Annotated in this window: 13 protein-coding genes; all 13 read left to right on the forward strand. The window is 74.8% G+C overall.

The window, feature by feature from the left end:
- The first annotated feature begins 102 nt into the window (after nucleotides 1–102).
- The 13 genes from ileS to LG379_RS08030 all read left to right on the forward strand — a co-directional run bounded on the left by ileS (nucleotide 103) and on the right by LG379_RS08030 (nucleotide 17,808).
- Nucleotides 103–3,465 (forward strand): isoleucine--tRNA ligase, encoded by a 3,363-nt coding sequence (gene ileS, locus LG379_RS07970; RefSeq protein WP_370634471.1) that lies wholly within the window; start codon nucleotides 103–105, stop codon nucleotides 3,463–3,465.
- Nucleotides 3,466–3,491: 26 nt separating this feature from the next.
- On the forward strand, nucleotides 3,492–4,826 hold the full coding sequence (locus LG379_RS07975) for a folylpolyglutamate synthase/dihydrofolate synthase family protein (RefSeq protein WP_225754896.1): 1,335 nt from the start codon (nucleotides 3,492–3,494) through the stop codon (nucleotides 4,824–4,826).
- A 187-nt stretch (nucleotides 4,827–5,013) separates the two neighbouring features.
- Nucleotides 5,014–6,009: a dihydroxyacetone kinase subunit DhaK gene (gene dhaK / locus LG379_RS07980; protein ID WP_225754052.1), complete on the forward strand. Its 996-nt coding sequence runs from the start codon at nucleotides 5,014–5,016 to the stop codon at nucleotides 6,007–6,009.
- A gap of 210 nt (nucleotides 6,010–6,219) precedes the next feature.
- Nucleotides 6,220–6,870 (forward strand): dihydroxyacetone kinase subunit DhaL, encoded by a 651-nt coding sequence (gene dhaL / locus LG379_RS07985; RefSeq protein WP_225754053.1) that lies wholly within the window; start codon nucleotides 6,220–6,222, stop codon nucleotides 6,868–6,870.
- On the forward strand, nucleotides 6,870–7,604 hold the full coding sequence (gene dhaM, locus LG379_RS07990) for a dihydroxyacetone kinase phosphoryl donor subunit DhaM (protein ID WP_225754054.1): 735 nt from the start codon (nucleotides 6,870–6,872) through the stop codon (nucleotides 7,602–7,604). The genes dhaL and dhaM overlap by 1 nt, the downstream gene beginning before the upstream one ends.
- Nucleotides 7,605–7,658: 54 nt before the next feature.
- On the forward strand, nucleotides 7,659–8,117 hold the full coding sequence (locus LG379_RS07995; protein ID WP_225754055.1) for a DUF4233 domain-containing protein: 459 nt from the start codon (nucleotides 7,659–7,661) through the stop codon (nucleotides 8,115–8,117).
- A gap of 19 nt (nucleotides 8,118–8,136) precedes the next feature.
- Nucleotides 8,137–8,568 (forward strand): nucleoside-diphosphate kinase, encoded by a 432-nt coding sequence (gene ndk / locus LG379_RS08000; protein WP_225754056.1) that lies wholly within the window; start codon nucleotides 8,137–8,139, stop codon nucleotides 8,566–8,568.
- Between the two features lie 65 nt (nucleotides 8,569–8,633).
- A complete protein-coding gene (gene smc / locus LG379_RS08005; RefSeq protein ID WP_225754057.1) occupies nucleotides 8,634–12,278 on the forward strand; it encodes a chromosome segregation protein SMC in 3,645 nt (1,214 codons plus the stop codon).
- Nucleotides 12,279–12,419: 141 nt separating this feature from the next.
- Nucleotides 12,420–12,824: a hypothetical protein gene (locus LG379_RS08010; RefSeq protein ID WP_225754058.1), complete on the forward strand. Its 405-nt coding sequence runs from the start codon at nucleotides 12,420–12,422 to the stop codon at nucleotides 12,822–12,824.
- A 145-nt stretch (nucleotides 12,825–12,969) separates the two neighbouring features.
- Nucleotides 12,970–14,145 (forward strand): signal recognition particle-docking protein FtsY, encoded by a 1,176-nt coding sequence (ftsY, locus tag LG379_RS08015; RefSeq protein ID WP_225754059.1) that lies wholly within the window; start codon nucleotides 12,970–12,972, stop codon nucleotides 14,143–14,145.
- Nucleotides 14,146–14,343: 198 nt separating this feature from the next.
- Complete coding sequence (locus LG379_RS08020) at nucleotides 14,344–15,678, forward strand: ammonium transporter (RefSeq protein WP_225754060.1); 1,335 nt, start codon at nucleotides 14,344–14,346, stop codon at nucleotides 15,676–15,678.
- Nucleotides 15,678–16,019 carry a P-II family nitrogen regulator gene (locus LG379_RS08025; RefSeq protein WP_225754061.1) on the forward strand — a complete coding sequence of 114 codons (342 nt, stop codon included), beginning with the start codon at nucleotides 15,678–15,680 and terminating at the stop codon, nucleotides 16,017–16,019. The genes LG379_RS08020 and LG379_RS08025 overlap by 1 nt, the downstream gene beginning before the upstream one ends.
- A gap of 10 nt (nucleotides 16,020–16,029) precedes the next feature.
- Nucleotides 16,030–17,808 (forward strand): [protein-PII] uridylyltransferase, encoded by a 1,779-nt coding sequence (locus tag LG379_RS08030; protein WP_225754062.1) that lies wholly within the window; start codon nucleotides 16,030–16,032, stop codon nucleotides 17,806–17,808.
- Nucleotides 17,809–17,822 lie beyond the last annotated feature (14 nt).

Below are 17,822 nucleotides of genomic sequence, written 5' to 3' on the forward strand. Positions count from 1 at the left end.
TCGTCGTCCGGACGTCGTGCGTGCACGGTGACCGAGCGGCGGCGTCGACGGCAAGCGAGGTGGTACCGCGGTGACCCGGTGACGGGACGTCGTCCTCGCACGATGTGTCAGCTGACCCACACCGTGCTGGACCCGTGGAGGAGCCTCGTGGCCTACCCGATGCACCGGACCGCCGAGAACGGCGCCCCCGTGAGCGTGCCCGCCTCGCCGGACCTGCCCGCCCTGGAGCGCGACGTCCTCGCCCACTGGGAGAAGGACGGGACGTTCGCCGCGTCGGTCGAGCAGCGGCCGGCGGGTGAGAACGGCGCCAACGAGTTCGTCTTCTACGACGGCCCTCCGTTCGCCAACGGCCTGCCCCACTACGGCCACCTCCTCACCGGCTACGTCAAGGACGTCGTCCCGCGCTACCGGACGATGCGTGGGCAGCGTGTCGAGCGCCGGTTCGGCTGGGACACGCACGGACTGCCCGCGGAGCTGGAGGCCGAGCGCGTCCTCGGCATCACCGACAAGGCGCAGATCGACGAGATGGGCATCGCGGCGTTCAACGAGGCGTGCCGCGCGTCGGTGCTCAGGTACACCGACGAGTGGGAGGCCTACGTCACGCGCCAGGCGCGCTGGGTCGACTTCGAGAACGACTACAAGACGCTCGACCTGCCGTTCATGGAGTCGGTCATCTGGGCGTTCAAGCAGCTCCACGACAAGGGCCTGGCCTACGAGGGCTACCGCGTCCTGCCGTACTGCTGGCGGGACCAGACGCCGCTGTCCAACCACGAGCTGCGGATGGACGACGACGTCTACTCCGACGTGCAGGACCAGACGGTGACCGTGACGTTCCCGTTCACGGGCGAGAAGGCCGACGCCCTGTGGCTCACGGGCGTCCGGGCGCTGGCGTGGACGACGACGCCCTGGACCCTCCCCACGAACTCGGCCCTGGCCGCGGGGCCGGACATCACCTACGTCGTGGTGCCCCACGCCGTCGCGCCCGAGGCGCGCGAGGGCACCCAGAGCGGGCTGCAGGGCGAGCACTTCCTGCTCGCCAAGGAGCTCCTGCCCGGCTACGCCAAGGACCTCGGCTACGCGAGCGCGGACGAGGCGAGCGCCGCCGTCGTCCGCGAGCTGCAGGGGACGGAGCTCGCGGGCGTGCGCTACGAACCGCTCTTCGACTACCTCCTGGACCGGCCCGGGATGGAGAACGGCTTCCAGGTCCTGCCGGCCGACTACGTCACGACCGAGGACGGCACGGGCCTGGTGCACCAGGCGCCCGCGTACGGCGAGGCGGACCAGGAGGTCTGCGAGGCCGTCGGCATCCCGACGGTGCTCAGCGTCGACGACGGCGGTCGGTTCACGTCGCTGGTGCCGGACTTCGAGGGACTGCAGGTCTTCGAGGCGAACAAGCCGATCACCCAGCGGCTGCGCGCGGACGGACGGCTCCTGCGCCAGGCGTCCTACGTCCACGCGTACCCGCACTGCTGGCGCTGCAAGAACCCGCTCATCTACAAGGCCGTCTCGAGCTGGTTCATCAAGGTCACGGACTTCAGGGACCGGATGGTCGAGCTCAACGAGCAGATCGAGTGGACGCCCGAGCACATCATGCACGGTCAGTTCGGCAAGTGGCTGGAGAACGCCCGCGACTGGTCCGTCTCGCGGAACCGCTACTGGGGCACGCCCATCCCGGTGTGGGTGAGCGACGACCCGGCGTACCCGCGCATCGACGTCTACGGCTCGGTCGCCGAGCTGGAGCGCGACTTCGGCGTGCCGGTCACGGACCTGCACCGGCCCTTCATCGACGAGCTCACGCGGCCCAACCCCGACGACCCGACCGGCGCCTCGACCATGCGTCGCATCCCGGAGGTCCTGGACGTCTGGTTCGACTCGGGCTCGATGTCGTTCGCGCAGGTCCACTACCCGTTCGAGAACGCCGAGTGGTTCGAGCACCACTACCCGGGCGACTTCATCGTCGAGTACATCGGCCAGACGCGCGGCTGGTTCTACACGCTGCACGTCCTCGCGACGGCGCTCTTCGACCGCCCGGCGTTCCGCTCGTGCGTCTCGCACGGCATCGTGCTGGGCTCCGACGGTCGCAAGATGAGCAAGAGCCTGCGCAACTACCCGGACGTCAACGAGGTCTTCGACCGCGACGGCTCCGACGCGATGCGCTGGTTCCTCATGGCCGGGTCCGTCCTGCGTGGCGGGAACATCCTCGTGACCGAGGAGGGCATCCGCGACGTCGTGCGTCAGGTCCACCTGCCGCTGTGGAGCACGTACTACTTCTTCACGCTCTACGCCGGCGCCGCCGACGGCGGCCGCGGATACGTGGCGCAGCCCCTCACCCCCGAGCGCGTCGCCGGGCTCGGCTCGCTCGACCGCTACCTCCTGGCGCGCACCCGCGGACTCGTCACGCGCGTGCAGCAGCAGCTGGACGCGTACGACGTCGCCGGCGCGTGCGAGACGGTGCGCGAGCACCTCGACATGCTCACCAACTGGTACGTGCGCACCCAGCGCGACCGGTTCTGGGCCGAGGACGCCGACGCCTTCGACACCCTGTGGACCGCGCTGGAGGTGCTCACCCGCGTCATGGCGCCCCTCGCGCCGCTGCTGACGGAGGAGATCTGGCGTGGCCTGACCGGGGGGCGCAGCGTCCACCTCGCTGACTGGCCGGCGGTCGTCGACGGGTCCGGTGCCGACACCGGGCTCGGCGCGCTCCTCGTCGCCGACGACGACCTGGTGCCCTCGATGGAGCAGGTCCGCGAGATCGTCTCCACGACGCTCGGCCTGCGCAAGGCGCACGGCCTGCGCGTGCGCCAGCCGCTGCGTGAGCTGGGCCTCGCGCTCTCGGACCCCGAGGGCGTGCAGCCGTACGCCGACCTCATCCGCACCGAGCTCAACGTCAAGCACGTCACCCTCGTGCCGCTGACGGAGGTCGGGCCCGCCGACCTGGGTGTCACGACCCGCCTGGCGGTCAACGCGCGGGCCGCCGGTCCGCGTCTGGGTCGCGGGGTCCAGGCGGTCATCCAGGCCGCGCGGTCGGGGGAGTGGGAGCAGTCCGACGGCGGCGTCGTCGTGCGGACGGCGGACGGCGAGGTGCCGCTCGAGCCGGCGGAGTACGAGCTGACGACCGTCGTGGCGGACACCGGCGACGGCGAGCAGACGACCGTCGCGGCCGTCCTCGCCGACGGTGGCGTGGTCCTGCTGGACACCGGCCTGGACGACGCCCTGCGCGCGGAGGGCTACGCCCGGGACGTCGTCCGGGTGGTGCAGGACGAGCGCAAGGCCGCGGGCCTGCAGGTCTCCGACCGCATCCGCCTCACGCTCGCCGTCCCGGCCGAGCGCGTGCCGGCGGTCGAGGAGCACCGGGCGATGATCGCCCGCGAGACCCTCGCCGTCGAGGTCGACGTCTCCGCAGCCGACGACGCGCCCGCCGTGGCGCGCGTGGCCGTGGCGAAGGTCGACGAGGTGCAGGCGTGACCGGCAGCGGGGACGAGACCGCGGAGATGGCGCTCCGCGAGGTCTACGCGGGCATCCTCGACCGGGCCCCGGAGCACGACTTCGAGCCGACGCTGGACCGCGTCCGCCGCGTGTGCGACCTGCTCGGTGAGCCGCAGCGGGCGTTCCGCGTCGTGCACCTGACCGGCACCAACGGGAAGACGTCGACCTCGCGGATGGTCGAGCGGCTGGTGCGGGAGCACGGCCTGCGGACCGGGCGGTTCACCAGCCCGCACCTGACGAGCGTCACCGAGCGCATCGCGATCGACGGCGAGCCCGTCAGCGCCGAGCGGTTCGTCGAGCTGTGGCAGGACGTGGCGCCGTACGTCCACATGGTCGACACCGAGTCGCTCGCGGCGGGCGGGCCGCGCATGAGCTTCTTCGAGGTGCTCACAGTCATGGCCCTCGCCGCCTTCGCCGACGCACCCGTGGACGTCGCGGTGGTCGAGGTCGGCATGGGCGGCGTCTGGGACGCGACGAACGTGGTCGACGCGGACGTCGCCGTCGTCACGCCGGTCGCGATGGACCACGAGCGCTGGCTGGGGCACGCGCTCGTCGACATCGCGGGCGAGAAGTCCGGGATCATCAAGGACGGCTGCACCCTCGTCCTCGCCGAGCAGCGCGACGAGGTCGACGGCGTGATGCTGGCGGCGGCTGCGGAGCGCGGCGCACGCGTCCTGCGGGAGGGCGTCGACCTCGAGGTCGTCACGCGCCACGTCGCCGTCGGCGGCCAGGTCGTGGACCTGCGGACCTCCGGCGGTCTCTACACGGGCATCCCGCTGCCGCTGCACGGCGCGCACCAGGCGCACAACGCTCTCCTCGCGCTGTCCGCGACCGAGGCGCTCCTGCGCTCCGGCGGCGCGCTCGCGGGCGACGTGGTCGAGGCCGCGTTCGGCGACGTGACGTCCCCGGGCCGGCTGGAGGTCGTGCGCACGTCCCCCACGGTGCTGGTGGACGCCGCGCACAACCCCGCGGGGGTGGACGCCCTCGTGGCTGCGGTCGAGGAGGCCTTCGCCTTCTCGCGGCTCGTCGGGGTCGTCGGGATCATGGAGGACAAGGACGCCGAGCAGATCCTCGCGGGCCTCGAGCCGCTCCTGGCGGAGGTCGTCGTGACACGGTCCTCGTCCGCCCGGTCGCTCGACGTGGAGGACCTCCGTCAGGTGGCCGTGGACGTCTTCGGCGAGGACCGGGTGCACGTCGCGGAGCGGCTGGACGAGGCGGTGGCCCGGGCGGTCGAGGTCGCCGAGGGCGGCAACGAGGGGGCGCTGACGGCCGCCGGGGTACTCGTGACGGGCTCGGTCGTGCTCGCCGCGGAGGCCCGGACGCTGCTCGGGAAGGCGTAGCCGTGCACGGATGTGCAACCGCGGCGCACGCGATCCCCTTGACCCTCTGACCTGCGTCTTCGATGCTGGCACGCAGGGACGGCTCCGTCCGGCCCCACCCCGCTGCCGTGGTCGGCCGTGGGGCGGAGGTGTCCCGCGGGCGCGGCGAGGACGCCGCGTGCCTCCGTGAGCTGACAAGGAGTCCAGCGTGAAGAAGCTGATCAACGACCCGTCCCGCGTCGTCGACGAGTCCGTCGAGGGCTTCGGCCTGGCGCACGCCGACCTCGTGGCGGTCCACACCGATCCCATCTTCGTCAGCCGCGCCGGCGGTGCCGTCCAGGGCAAGGTCGGCCTCGTCAGCGGCGGCGGCAGCGGCCACGAGCCCCTGCACGCCGGCTTCGTCGGGCTCGGCATGCTCGACGCCGCCGTGCCCGGTGCGATGTTCACGTCCCCCACGCCGGACGCGATCGCCCCCGCGACGGTCGCCGCGAACGGTGGTGCAGGGGTCCTGCACATCGTCAAGAACTACACCGGCGACGTCCTCAACTTCGAGACGGCCGCCGAGCTCGCCGACGCCGACGGCATCGAGGTGCGCTCGGTCATCGTCAACGACGACGTCGCGGTCGAGGACTCGCTCTACACGGCGGGACGCCGCGGTGTCGCGGGCACGGTCATGGTCGAGAAGATCGCGGGTGCCGCCGCCGAGCGCGGGGACGACCTCGCGTCCGTCGCCGAGATCGCCGAGCGCGTCAACGCCAACGTGCGGAGCATGGGCGTGGCGCTGAGCGCCTGCACGGTCCCGCACGCCGGCACGCCGAGCTTCGAGCTCACCGAGGCGGAGATCGAGATCGGCATCGGCATCCACGGTGAGCCCGGCCGCCGCCGGATCCCCATGGCGCCCGCCGACGAGATCACGGAGATGCTCACGAACCCGGTCATGGACGACCTCGGCGTGGGTGGCAGCGACCAGGTGCTCCTCCTGGTCAACGGCATGGGCGGCACGCCGCTGTCGGAGCTGTACGTCGTGTACCGCACGGCCCGCCGGCTCCTCGAGGGCCGCGGTGCGACGGTCGCGCGGTCGCTCGTGGGCAACTACGTGACGTCCCTGGAGATGCAGGGCTGCTCCGTCACGGTCCTCCGCCTGGACGACGAGATGACGGCGCTGTGGGACGCCCCCGTCCACACGGCCGCGCTGCGGTGGTGACCGCTCGGTGACGGAGGTGCGCTGACAGCGCGCTCGACGCAGCGACGCAGGGCCGGTCGGCCGTCCGACCGGCCCTGCGTCCGCGAGCCGTGCCGCTGGCCAGCACGGTTGACACGATCGTGGGGCCCCGCTGGGGCAGCGATGGGGCACCCGCACGTGGCACGCTACGAGGACCGCCCGGTCCGGGCGGACGAGCGACGAAGGAGAGTCATGAGCCTCGACGTGGCGTGGGCGCTGGACTGGGTGCGCAGGACCGCACAGGTCGTCCTGGAGAACCGGGACTACCTCGTGGAGCTCGACCGGAAGATCGGTGACGGCGACCACGGCGAGAACCTCAAGCGTGGCTTCACCGCGGTGGTCGCCAAGCTCGACGCGGCGACCGAGCCGCCGGGCCAGCCGGGCGACGTCCTCAAGACGGTCGCCACGACGCTCATGTCGACCGTCGGCGGGGCCGCCGGTCCCCTCTACGGGACGGCCTACCTGCGCGCCGCGAAGGTGACGGGCACCGACGTGCTGGACGCCGCGGGCGTCGTCGCCATGCTCGAGGCCGGGCTGGAGGGCATCGTGGCCCGCGGCAAGGCGCACCCGGGCGAGAAGACGATGGTGGACGCCTGGAGCCCCGCGGTCACGGCCGCGCAGCAGGCCGCCGCCGACGGCGCCTCCGCCGAGCAGGTGCTCGCGGCGGCCGCCGCGGCAGCGGAGGAGGGCGCCGTCGCCACCGACCCGCTCGTCGCGACCAAGGGCCGGGCCAGCTACCTCGGCGAGCGCAGCGCCGGCCACCGCGACCCCGGTGCCGCGTCCTCGGCGCTCGTCCTGCGCGCGGCGGCGGACGCGGCGGCGGCCGCCGACGGGGCGGCGTGATGCCCCGGGTCGCGCTCGTCCTCGTCTCGCACTCCCGCGCGGCGGCCGAGGGGGTCGCCGAGATCGCGGCGCAGATGGCGCCGGACGTCACGCTCCTGCCCGCGGGCGGCATCGACGACGGGATCGGCACGGACTTCGCCCGGATCCTCGAGGCCGTGGAGACGGCGACCGGAGGCGACGTGGACGGCGCCGTCGTCCTGACCGACCTGGGCTCGGCCGTCCTCACCACGGAGTCCGTGCTCGAGGCGCTCGAGGAGGACGTCGTCGGCAGCGTGCGGCTCGCCGACGCGCCGTTCCTCGAGGGCGCGGTCGCGGCGGCCGTGGCCGCGCAGCAGGGCGACGGGCTCGACGACGTCCTGGCCGCGGCCGAGCGGGCCGGTGCGCTCTTCGCCACGGCGACCGCGGGACGGGGTGCGGACGAGGCGGGGCCGGGGGCCGGCGTGCCGTCGCCGACCGACGACGACGCGGCCGGCGACGGTCGGGTGACCCGCACGGTGACGCTCCGCAACCCGCTCGGGCTGCACGCCCGGCCCGCCGCCGTGGTGGCCCGCGCGGTCGCCGACGGGGGCGTGCCGCTGACGATCGACGGCGTCAACGGTGCGAGCGTCCTGGAGCTCATGGCGATGGGGGCGACCGGGGGTCAGGAGATCTCCGTGGCCGCGACGGGCCCGGGCGCCCAGGAGGCGGTCGACCGCGTCGTCGAGCTCGTCGAGTCGGGCTTCGGCGAGGTCTGAGAGCGACCCGCGACGGCGCGCCGACGGCTCCCGCGGCCCGGATACCCTGGGCCGGTGAGCAGCCAGGGCCGACCGGGCACGCCGTCCGCCGAGGGCGGGCGACCCGACGCGGCCGCGCCGGCGACCCGGGGCGGCACCGCTGCTCGGCGACGGTCGGCCCGGCGTCAGTTCGCCGCGACGATGCTCGTCCTGGAGGCGTTCGTCGTCTTCTTCGCGACGCTGGTCGCCTTCGGGCTGCGCGTGGGCGACCCGGTCGCGATCTTCGTCGTCGGGGGCACCCTGTCCCTCGCGATGGTGCTCGTCGCCGGGATGCTGCGCTGGCCGGCGGGCTACGTGGCCGGGTCCGCCCTGCAGGTGCCGATGGTGGCGATCGGGTTCGTGGTGCCGCTGATGTTCGGCGTCGCGGCCGTCTTCGTGGTGCTGTGGGTCTGGAGCCTGCGCCTGGGTGCGCGCATCGACCGCGAGCGGGACGAGCGGGCGGCCGCCGAGGACGCGGGAGGGCGGCCCGCCTGACGCGGTTAGGGTGTGCGCCATGACGTCTGCTGCTGAGCGCACCCTGGTCCTCGTCAAGCCCGACGGCGTCCGTCGGGGCCTGGTGGGCGAGGTGCTGCGGCGCATCGAGGCGAAGGGCTACACCGTCGCGGCCCTGGAGATGAGGACCGCCGCCCCGGAGCTGCTCGAGGCGCACTACGCCGAGCACACAGGGAAGCCGTTCTTCGCGCCCCTCGTCGAGTTCATGGGCTCGGGCCCCGTCGTCGCCGCCGTCGTGGAGGGGCACCGCGCCATCGAGGGCTTCCGCTCCCTCGCGGGGGCGACCGACCCCACCTCGGCCGCGCCCGGCACGCTGCGCGGTGACCTCGGGCGGGACTGGGGCGAGAGCGTCGTGCAGAACCTCGTCCACGGCTCGGACTCGCCGGAGTCGGCGAGCCGCGAGATCGGGCTCTGGTTCCCCGGCCTGTCGTGACGACGGCGCCCCCGGGCACCGCGCGGCTGCGCGTCGGCCGCCGCCGGACCTCCTAGGCTCGCGGCGTGCACCTCAAGACGCTCACCCTGCGCGGGTTCAAGTCGTTCGCCTCGGCGACGACGCTGAGCTTCGAGCCGGGCGTGACGTGCGTCGTCGGGCCGAACGGGTCGGGGAAGTCCAACGTCGTGGACGCGCTCGCCTGGGTCATGGGGGAGCAGGGGGCCAAGTCCCTGCGCGGCGGCAAGATGGAGGACGTCATCTTCGCCGGCACCTCCGGGCGCCCGCCGCTGGGCCGCGCCGAGGTCAGCCTGACGATCGACAACAGCGACGGCGCCCTGCCCATCGACTACACCGAGGTGACGATCTCGCGGACGCTGTTCCGCAGCGGCGGCTCGGAGTACGCGATCAACGGCTCCGCGTGCCGGCTGCTCGACATCCAGGACCTCCTGTCGGACTCGGGGCTCGGCCGCGAGATGCACGTCATCGTGGGCCAGGGCCAGCTCGACGCGGTGCTGCGCGCGACGCCGGAGGACCGCCGCGGCTTCATCGAGGAGGCCGCGGGCGTCCTCAAGCACCGCAAGCGCAAGGAGAAGGCGCTCCGCAAGCTCGAGGCGATGCAGGCGAACCTCACGCGCCTCAACGACCTCACGAGCGAGATCCGCCGTCAGCTGGGCCCGCTCGGCAAGCAGGCGGAGGTGGCCCGCCGCGCGCAGTCGGTCCAGGCGGACCTGCGCGACGCCCGTGCCCGGCTGCTCGCCGACGACCTGGCCCAGCTCACGGCCACCCTGGAGCAGGAGATCGCCGACGAGACCGCCGTCCGGGCACGCAGGGCGGAGGTGGAGACGGCGCTGCAGACCGCCCGGCACCGCCTGGCGCAGCTCGAGGCGGAGGCGGCGGCGGCGGCCCCCGCCCTGTCCGAGGCGAGCGAGGTCTGGTACCGCCTGTCGTCCGTGCGCGAACGGCTGCGCGGCGTCTCGACCCTCGCCGGGGAGCGCCTGCGGCTGCTCGGCTCCGCCGGCGAGGAGACGTCCGGCGGGCGCGACCCCGAGGACCTCGAGGCGCAGGCGGCGCGCGCGCGGGCCGCGGAGGCGGAGCTGGCGAGCGAGGTCGAGCTCGCCCGCACCGCGGTCGAGGCCGCCGCCGCCCAGCGGCAGGAGCTCGAGGAGGCGGCGCGGACGGCGGAACGCCAGGTCACGGCGCTCCAGCGCGCCGTCGCCGACCGGCGCGAGGGCCTGGCCCGGCTCGCCGGCCAGGTCGCCGCCCGCCGCAGCCGGGTCGAGGCCGCAGAGGCCGAGATCGGCAGGCTCCGCGAGGCCGTCGCGGAGGCGGAGCGGCGCGGGCACGAGGCGACGGTCGAGTTCGCCGCGCTGGAGTCGCGGGTCGCCGGGGCGGAGGAGGGCGAGGAGGGCCTCGACGCCGAGCACGAGGCGGCCGTCGAGGCGCTGGACGCGGCGGTCGCCGAGCTGTCGCGCCTCAAGGACGCCGAGCAGGCCGCGGACAAGGACCGGGCCACCTGGGCGGCGCGGGTCGAGGCCCTGGAGATGAGCCTCGTCCGCAAGGACGGCGCGGGCGCGCTCCTCGCCACCGACGACCTGCCCGGGCTCCTGGGCTCCGTGGCCGCGCTGGTGAGCGTCCGTGCCGGCTACGAGGACGCCATCACCGCCGCCCTCGGCGCCGCGGCCGACGCCGTCGCGGTCGAGTCCGTCGAGGTCGCCGTCGACGCGCTGCGCCGCCTGCGCACCGACGACGCGGGTCGCGCGACGCTCGTCGTGGGCGGCGTGGAGGTGCCGGCCGCCGCCACGGAGGGCCGTGCCCTGCCCGAGGGCGCGGTCGCCGCCCTGGACCTCGTCCAGGTCGCGCCCCCGCTGGCCCACGCCGCGCGCGTCCTGCTCGCCGACGTCGTCGTCGTCGAGGACCTCGCGCACGCGCGTGCCCTGGTCACGCAGCACCCCGACCTCACCGCCGTGACCCGGGCCGGGGACCTGCTCGGGCTGGCCCGGGCGTCCGGCGGCTCGGCGAGCGCGCCGTCGGCGCTGGAGCTGCAGGGTGCCCTCGACGACGCCCGGGACCGGCTCGCCGACGCCGTGGCGCGCGGCGAGCGCACCCGCTTCGAGCTCACGGCGGCGCGGGCCGCGGAGGTCGCCGCGCGCGAGCACCACGACGGCACCCTGGAGCGGCTGCACGAGTCCGACGCGGCGCTGGCCGCGGTCGCCGAGCAGCTCGGGCACCTCGGGTCGGTGGCGCGGTCGGCCCGCGCCGAGGTGGAGCGGGCGCAGCGGTCCCTCGAGGCGGCGGGGGAGCGGCTCGCGGCCGACCAGGCCGAGCTGGCCGAGCTCGCCGAGCGGCTGGAGCACGCCGAGCGGGACCCGGAGGAGTCGGACGACAGGATCGAGGAGGCCGCGGCGGAGCGCGAGCGGACCGCCGCCGAGGCGTCGGCCGCGCGTGCGCGCGAGACCGAGGCGCGCCTGACGCTGCGGACCAGCGAGGAGCGGGCGCGTGCGCTGAGCGGGCGCGCGCAGTCCCTCGAGCGCGCGGCCGCGACCGAGCGCCAGGCGCGGGAGCGGGCCGCCGAGCGCGCCCGGCAGAGGGCGGAGCAGGCCCGGCGGGCCCTCGCCGTGCGCACGGGTGCGGACCGTGCGCTGGTCCTGCTGGAGGAGTCGCTGCGCCGCGCGACCGGTGAGCGGGAGGCCGTCGAGGCGGCCCAGGCGGAGCGGGACGGCCAGGTGCGTACGGTCCGGGTGGAGGTGGACCGGTGGGCCGCCGAGCTGGCCGAGCTGACCGACGTCGCCCACCGGGACGAGGTGGCGCGGGCGCAGCAGCGCCTGCGGATCGAGCAGCTGCAGAGCCGTGCCGTGGAGGACCTGGGCCTGGACCCGCAGGTCCTCCTGGACGAGTACGGCCCGCACGCCCCCGTCCCGGTCTGGGGCGACCGCGCGGACGCGCTGCGGGCGGCCCGCGACCGGGCGGCGGACGGGGGGCGGGCCGACGGGCCGGACGAGCCGGACGACGACGCACCGGAGGACGCGCCGGCCGAGTCGGTGCCGTTCGTCCGCGCCGAGCAGGAGAAGCGGCTGCGGGCGGCGGAGCGGGCGCTGTCCCTCCTCGGCCGCGTCAACCCCCTGGCGCTGGAGGAGTTCGCGGCGCTGGAGGAGCGGCACACCTTCCTGTCCACCCAGCTCGCCGACCTCAAGAAGTCGCGCACCGACCTGCTGCAGATCGTCAAGGAGATCGACGAGCGGGTCGAGCAGGTCTTCGCGGAGGCGTACCGCGACACGGCGGTGCAGTTCGAGCGGGTGTTCACCCGCCTCTTCCCCGGCGGCGAGGGCCGCCTCGTGCTCACCGAGCCGGGCGACATGCTCACCACGGGCATCGAGGTCGAGGCGCGTCCGGCCGGCAAGAAGGTCAAGCGGCTGTCGCTCCTGTCCGGGGGCGAGCGGTCGCTGACCGCCGTGGCCCTGCTCGTCGCGATCTTCAAGGCCCGGCCCAGCCCCTTCTACGTCATGGACGAGGTGGAGGCCGCGCTGGACGACGCGAACCTGGGCCGGCTCCTGGACATCTTCACGGAGCTGCAGGAGGACTCCCAGCTCATCGTCGTGACGCACCAGAAGCGCACGATGGAGATCGCCGACGCCCTCTACGGGGTGACGATGCGCGGGGACGGCGTCACGACGGTCATCAGCCAGCGCCTGCGGGAGGACGCGCGACCCTGACGGACGAACGCGGCCGCCGACGACGAGGGTGCCGCCGCGAGCCGCTCCGGGCCGGAGGCCGTGTGGAGATGATGTGACGATCGACGCCGCACGACGCGCGGACGGCTCCCGCCGGCGGTCGTCCGGGCGATACTCGCAGACATGGGATCTGTTGCCGCACCTGTCGCCCTCGCCGTCGTCGTCGCTCTCGCCGTCCTGGTGATGAGCGCCCTCGCGTCGGCCGGACGACCGGCTCGCGAGGTCGTCGTCGACGCGCGGGACGCCCTGCGCGGCGGACTCGCGCGGGAGCGATGGACCGGTCTGCGCGGCGGGCAGCCCGAGGGCTCGCTGCGTCGCCGCGCCGCCGGCGTCCTGGAGGGTGCGCTGCGCGCCGACGGGCCCGACGGGACGGATGACGACGAGTCATCGGTGACCGACCTGTTCCGGGTCGGCCGTCCGGTGCCGGACGGCTACGTCACGGCGGACCGCCTCGCGGCCGCCCTCGAGAAGGCGCAGGGCGTCGTCGTCGACGGCGTGCAGCAGGTGCAGCACCGCGTCCGTCGCTGAGCCGAGACCGCGGGTCGTGCCCGAGCCGCCCCTGCGGGTCGTGCCCGAGCCGCCCCTGCGGGTCGTGCCCGAGCCGCCCCTGCGGGTCGTGCCCGAGCCGCCCCTGCGGGTCGAGGACCCGCCCCGACCCTGAGAGACTGCCCGCGTGAACGACCTCACCGATCTTCTCGTCTACGGCCTGCCCGCACTGCTCGTCGTCGGTCTCGGCGTCGTAGGGCTCCGCTCCCGCCGCGGCCGCACCCCGGAGCCGCCCACCACGACGGCCGAGGGCGTGGAGCACGCCCCGACCACCGACGGCACCGCCCCCACCGCCACCGTCGAGGTGAGCACGGGCGAGGCGGTGGTGGCCGAACCCGTCGCCCCGGCGGTGGAGGCACCCGAGCCCGTCGCCGGCCGTCTGGTGCGTCTGCGCGAGCGGCTGGCCCGGTCGGGCTCGCCGCTGGGCACGCGGCTGCTCCAGGTCCTCTCCCGGGACCACCTGTCCGAGGACGACTGGGACGAGATCGAGGAGACCCTGCTCCTGGCCGACGTCGGCGCCGGCCCGACGGCCGAGCTCGTCGACCGCCTGCGGGAGCGCGTGCGGGTCCTCGGCGTCCGGGAGCCCGGGGCGGTGCACGACCTGCTCCGCGAGCAGCTGCTCGAGCTCGTCGACCCCACCCTGGACCGCACCCTGCGCACCGCGCCCGGTGTCGCCGACGACGGCACGCCGCACCCCGCCGTCGTGCTCGTCGTCGGGGTGAACGGCACGGGCAAGACGACCACCGTCGGCAAGCTCGCCCGCGTCCTCGTCGCCGAGAACCGCTCCGTGGTGCTGGGCGCCGCCGACACGTTCCGCGCCGCCGCCGCGGACCAGCTGCAGACCTGGGGTGCCCGCGTGGGTGTGCCGACGGTGCGCTCGGAGAAGGACGGCGGCGACCCCGCGGCCGTCGCCTTCGACGCCGTCCGGCGCGCCGCGGACGAGGGCGCCGACGTCGTCCTCGTCGACACCGCGGGCCGGCTGCAGAACAAGGCGGGTCTCATGGACGAGCTGGGCAAGATCACGCGGGTGCTGTCGCGCCGTGCGCCCATCGGGGAGGTGCTCCTCGTGCTCGACGCCACCACCGGCCAGAACGGGCTGAACCAGGCGCGCGTGTTCCGCGAGGTCGCCGGTGTGACGGGCATCGTGCTGACGAAGCTGGACGGCACGGCGAAGGGCGGCATCGTCGTGGCGGTCCAGCGCGAGCTCGGTGTCCCCGTCAAGCTGGTGGGGCTGGGCGAGGGTCCCGACGACCTGGCGCCGTTCGAGCCCGAGGCGTTCGTCGACGGCCTGCTGCAGGACTGAGCGCCACGCCGCCCTCCTGCCCGGACGAGGAGGCCTCGGTCCACCACCCGGACGCGAGCGTCCGGTTCGTGAAACGAGACGTTCACACGGCGGCCCCGTTCGTCACCGCGTCGTAACGACGCAGGAGGTCCGGGGAAACAGCCGCTCGGGACAGTGATCCCCGGACCAGCCGCCCCGGCTGGCGAGGGGAGAGACAACATGGAGATCGATGCGGGTCTGACCGCATGGATGCTGGTGTCGGCGTCGTTCGTGCTCCTGATGACGCCGGGTCTGGCGCTGTTCTACGGCGGCATGGTGCGCGGCAAGTCGGTGCTCAACATGATGATGATGAGCTTCGGCGCGATGGGCCTCGTCGGCGTCATCTACGTCCTGTGGGGCTGGTCGATGTCGTACGGGTCGCAGAGCGTGGGCGGGCTGTTCGCGAACCCGTTCGAGCAGTTCGCGCTCGGCGGGGGCGGCGTCTTCGCCGAGGACGGCACCGCCGTCGTCGCGGACGGGCTGCCGATCATCGTCGACGTGGGCTTCCAGGCGACGTTCGCGATCATCACCGTCGCGCTCATCTCGGGTGCGATCGCCGACCGGGCGAAGTTCGGCACCTGGATGGTGTTCTCGGGCCTGTGGGCGACGCTCGCCTTCTTCCCGATGGCGCACATGGTCTGGGGCGGCGGCCTCCTCAGCGACGCGGGACCGTTCGCGAGCATCGCGACGCCCGTCGACTTCGCGGGAGGCACCGTCGTCCACATCAACGCCGGCATGGCGGCGCTGGTCCTGGCGCTCGTCGTCGGCCGGCGCAAGGGCTTCGGCCGCGAGCCGATGCGTCCGCACAACCTGCCGCTCGTCATGCTCGGCGCCGCCCTGCTCTGGTTCGGCTGGTTCGGCTTCAACGCGGGCTCGGCGTACGGCGCCGACGGCGTCGCCGGCCTGGCGTGGGTCAACACCTCCACGGCCGCCTCCGCCGGCATCCTCGGCTGGCTCCTCACGGAGAAGCTGCGCGACGGCCACGCGACGTCGCTCGGTGCGGCCTCCGGCGTCGTCGCGGGCCTCGTCGCCATCACGCCGGCGGCCGGAGCCCTGAGCCCGGTCGGCGCCGCGGCGCTCGGCCTGGTCGCCGGTGCGGTCTCCGCCCTCGCGGTCGGCCTGAAGTACCGCTTCGGCTACGACGACTCGCTCGACGTCGTCGGCGTCCACCTCGTCGCCGGCCTCGTCGGGACGGTGCTCATCGGGTTCCTCGCCACCGACGGCGGCCTGCTGTACGGCGGCAGCATCAACCTGCTCGTCGTCCAGGTCCTCATCGCGCTGGTCGCGATCGTCCTGTCGGGTGTCGTGACGCTCGTCATCGCGCTCGCCCTCAAGGCCACCCTGGGCTGGCGGGTCAGCGAGGACGCCGAGGTCGGGGGCATCGACCTCGCCGTCCACGGCGAGGGCGCGTACGAGACGATCGGTGGACGCGTCGTCGACAGCCGCACCAGTCTGGCCTCGGCGGCACCGGCCGTCGCAGCCGCAGGGCAGCGCACCACCACGGAGGTGAAGTGATGACCAAGCTCGTCACCGGAGTGATCCAGCCGCACCGGCTGGACGACGTGAAGTCCGCCCTGGAGGCCTTCGGCGTCCGCGGCATGACGGTCAGCGAGGCGAGCGGCTACGGCCGGCAGCGGGGCCACACCGAGGTCTACCGGGGTGCCGAGTACACCGTGGACCTCGTGCCCAAGGTGCGCATCGAGGTCCTCGTCGCCGACGAGGACGCCGCGAGCGTCACCAAGGTGATCGTCGGGGCGGCGCAGACGGGCAAGATCGGCGACGGCAAGGTGTGGGTGGTCCCGGTCGAGGACGTCGCCCGCGTCCGCACCGGCGAGCACGGCATCGACGCCCTCTGATCGGCGCCGCGTGACCGCCCCGGAGCACGGCGCGGCCGACGAGGTCACGGAGGCCCTGCGCCCCCCTGCGGGGGTGTGGGGCCTCCGGGCCGACCGGCTGGACCTCGCCCGCCGGATGATCGGCCCCGGCGCGGACGGCGTCGTGCGACGGTCGACCGTGGCCGGCCTCGTCAGCTCCCGGCTCGCCGGGCTCTGGGAGGACGTCGCCGCCGACCTCCGGCTCGGCGACGGCATCGCCCTGGGGGCCGTCGGCAGCCTCGGGCGCCAGGACGCCTCACCGGCGTCCGACCTGGACCTCCTGCTCGTCCACGACGGCCGCAGCCACGACGCCGCGACGGTCGCGGCCGTCGCCGAGCGGCTCTGGTACCCCATCTGGGACGCGGGCCTCGACCTCGACCACGCGGTGCGCTCGCTGGCCCAGTGCCGGCAGGTCGCGTCCGCGGACCTCCCCGCGGCGGTCGGCCTCCTCGACCTGCGGCACGTGGCCGGTGACCCGGCGGTCGTGCTCCGGGCCCGGAGCGCGCTGCTCACGGACTGGCGCAGCGCGGCGCGGCGCCGGCTCCCGGAGCTGCTCACGGGCACGCGGCAGCGCGCCGAGCGCAGCGGCGAGCTGGCCTACCTCCTGGAGCCGGACCTCAAGGAGGCGCGTGGCGGGATCCGGGACGCCGTCGTCGTCTTCGCGCTCGCCGCGACGTGGCTGACCGACCGGCCCCACGGGGTCCTGGACGTCGCCTACCGCCGGCTGCTGGACGTCCGGGACGCGCTGCACGTCGTCACGCGCCGGCCCACCAACCGGCTGCTCCGGGTGGACCAGGACGAGGTGGCCGACCTCCTCGGCGTCGGGGACGCCGACGACCTGCTCGCCGAGCTCGCCGAGGCCGGGCGGACGGTCTCCCACGCGCTCGACACGACCGTCCGCCACGCGCGTCAGGCGCTGGCCAGCCCCTCGTTGCGGCGACCCCTCGTCGTCCGGGGGCGTCGGGTCGCGCCGCGGCTCCGCTCCGTCGGCGAGGGCCTCGTCGAGCACGACGGCGAGCTGGTGCTCGCCGCCGGCGTGCGCCCGCAGGACGACCCGCAGCTGGGCCTGCGCGCGGCCGCGACGTCCGCACGGCTCGGCCTGCCGCTGTCACCGGTGACCGTCGACAGCCTCGCCCGCACGCCGGACCTGCCCGAGCCCTGGCCGGCGAGCGCCCTCGCCCACTTCCTGCAGCTCCTCGCGACCGGCCACGCGCAGGTGCCCGTGTGGGAGACGCTCGACCTCGCGGGGGTCGTCACACGGTGGCTCCCGGAGTGGGGCGCCGTCCGGAACCGGCCGCAGCGCTCGCCGGTGCACCGGCACACCGTCGACCGGCACCTCGTCGAGACGGTCGCGCGTGCCGGCCGGGCACGACGCACCGTGCCCCGCCCCGACGTGCTCCTGCTCGCGGCGCTGCTGCACGACATCGGCAAGCGGCCCGGCGCGACGGACCACAGCGTCGACGGTGCGGCGCTCGTCCCCGCGATCGGCGCCCGGATGGGACTGGACGAGGGCACCACGGCCGCCGTCCGCCTGCTGGTGCGCCACCACCTCACCCTCGCCGAGCTCGCCACGACCCAGGACCCCGACGACCCGGCGACGGTGGACGCGCTGTGCGGGGCCGTCCAGCACCGCGCGGAGCTGCTGACCTGCCTGCGGGCGCTCACGGAGGCCGACGCGTCCGCGGCCGGCCCGACGGCGTGGACGCCGTGGCGGGCGCGGCTCGTCGACGACCTCACCCGGCGCGCGGCGGCGAGGCTGGCGGTCCCGTGACTCCGGCCTGACCC

The sequence above is a fragment of the Actinotalea sp. Marseille-Q4924 genome (assembly GCF_916618755.1).
In the GTDB taxonomy this organism is placed as follows: Bacteria; Actinomycetota; Actinomycetes; order Actinomycetales; family Cellulomonadaceae; genus Actinotalea.

Excerpts from the sequence above, each read along its gene's own strand:
- dhaM (WP_225754054.1), top strand. The coding sequence starts at position 6,870 with ATGCCCCGGGTCGCGCTCGTCCTCGTCTCGCACTCCCGCGCGGCGGCC.
- LG379_RS08025 (WP_225754061.1), top strand. The coding sequence starts at position 15,678 with ATGACCAAGCTCGTCACCGGAGTGATCCAGCCGCACCGGCTGGACGAC.
- ndk (WP_225754056.1), top strand. The coding sequence starts at position 8,137 with ATGACGTCTGCTGCTGAGCGCACCCTGGTCCTCGTCAAGCCCGACGGC.
- LG379_RS07975 (WP_225754896.1), top strand. The coding sequence starts at position 3,492 with ATGGCGCTCCGCGAGGTCTACGCGGGCATCCTCGACCGGGCCCCGGAG.
- dhaL (WP_225754053.1), top strand. The coding sequence starts at position 6,220 with ATGAGCCTCGACGTGGCGTGGGCGCTGGACTGGGTGCGCAGGACCGCA.
- LG379_RS08010 (WP_225754058.1), top strand. The coding sequence starts at position 12,420 with ATGGGATCTGTTGCCGCACCTGTCGCCCTCGCCGTCGTCGTCGCTCTC.
- LG379_RS08020 (WP_225754060.1), top strand. The coding sequence starts at position 14,344 with ATGGAGATCGATGCGGGTCTGACCGCATGGATGCTGGTGTCGGCGTCG.
- ileS (WP_370634471.1), top strand. The coding sequence starts at position 103 with ATGTGTCAGCTGACCCACACCGTGCTGGACCCGTGGAGGAGCCTCGTG.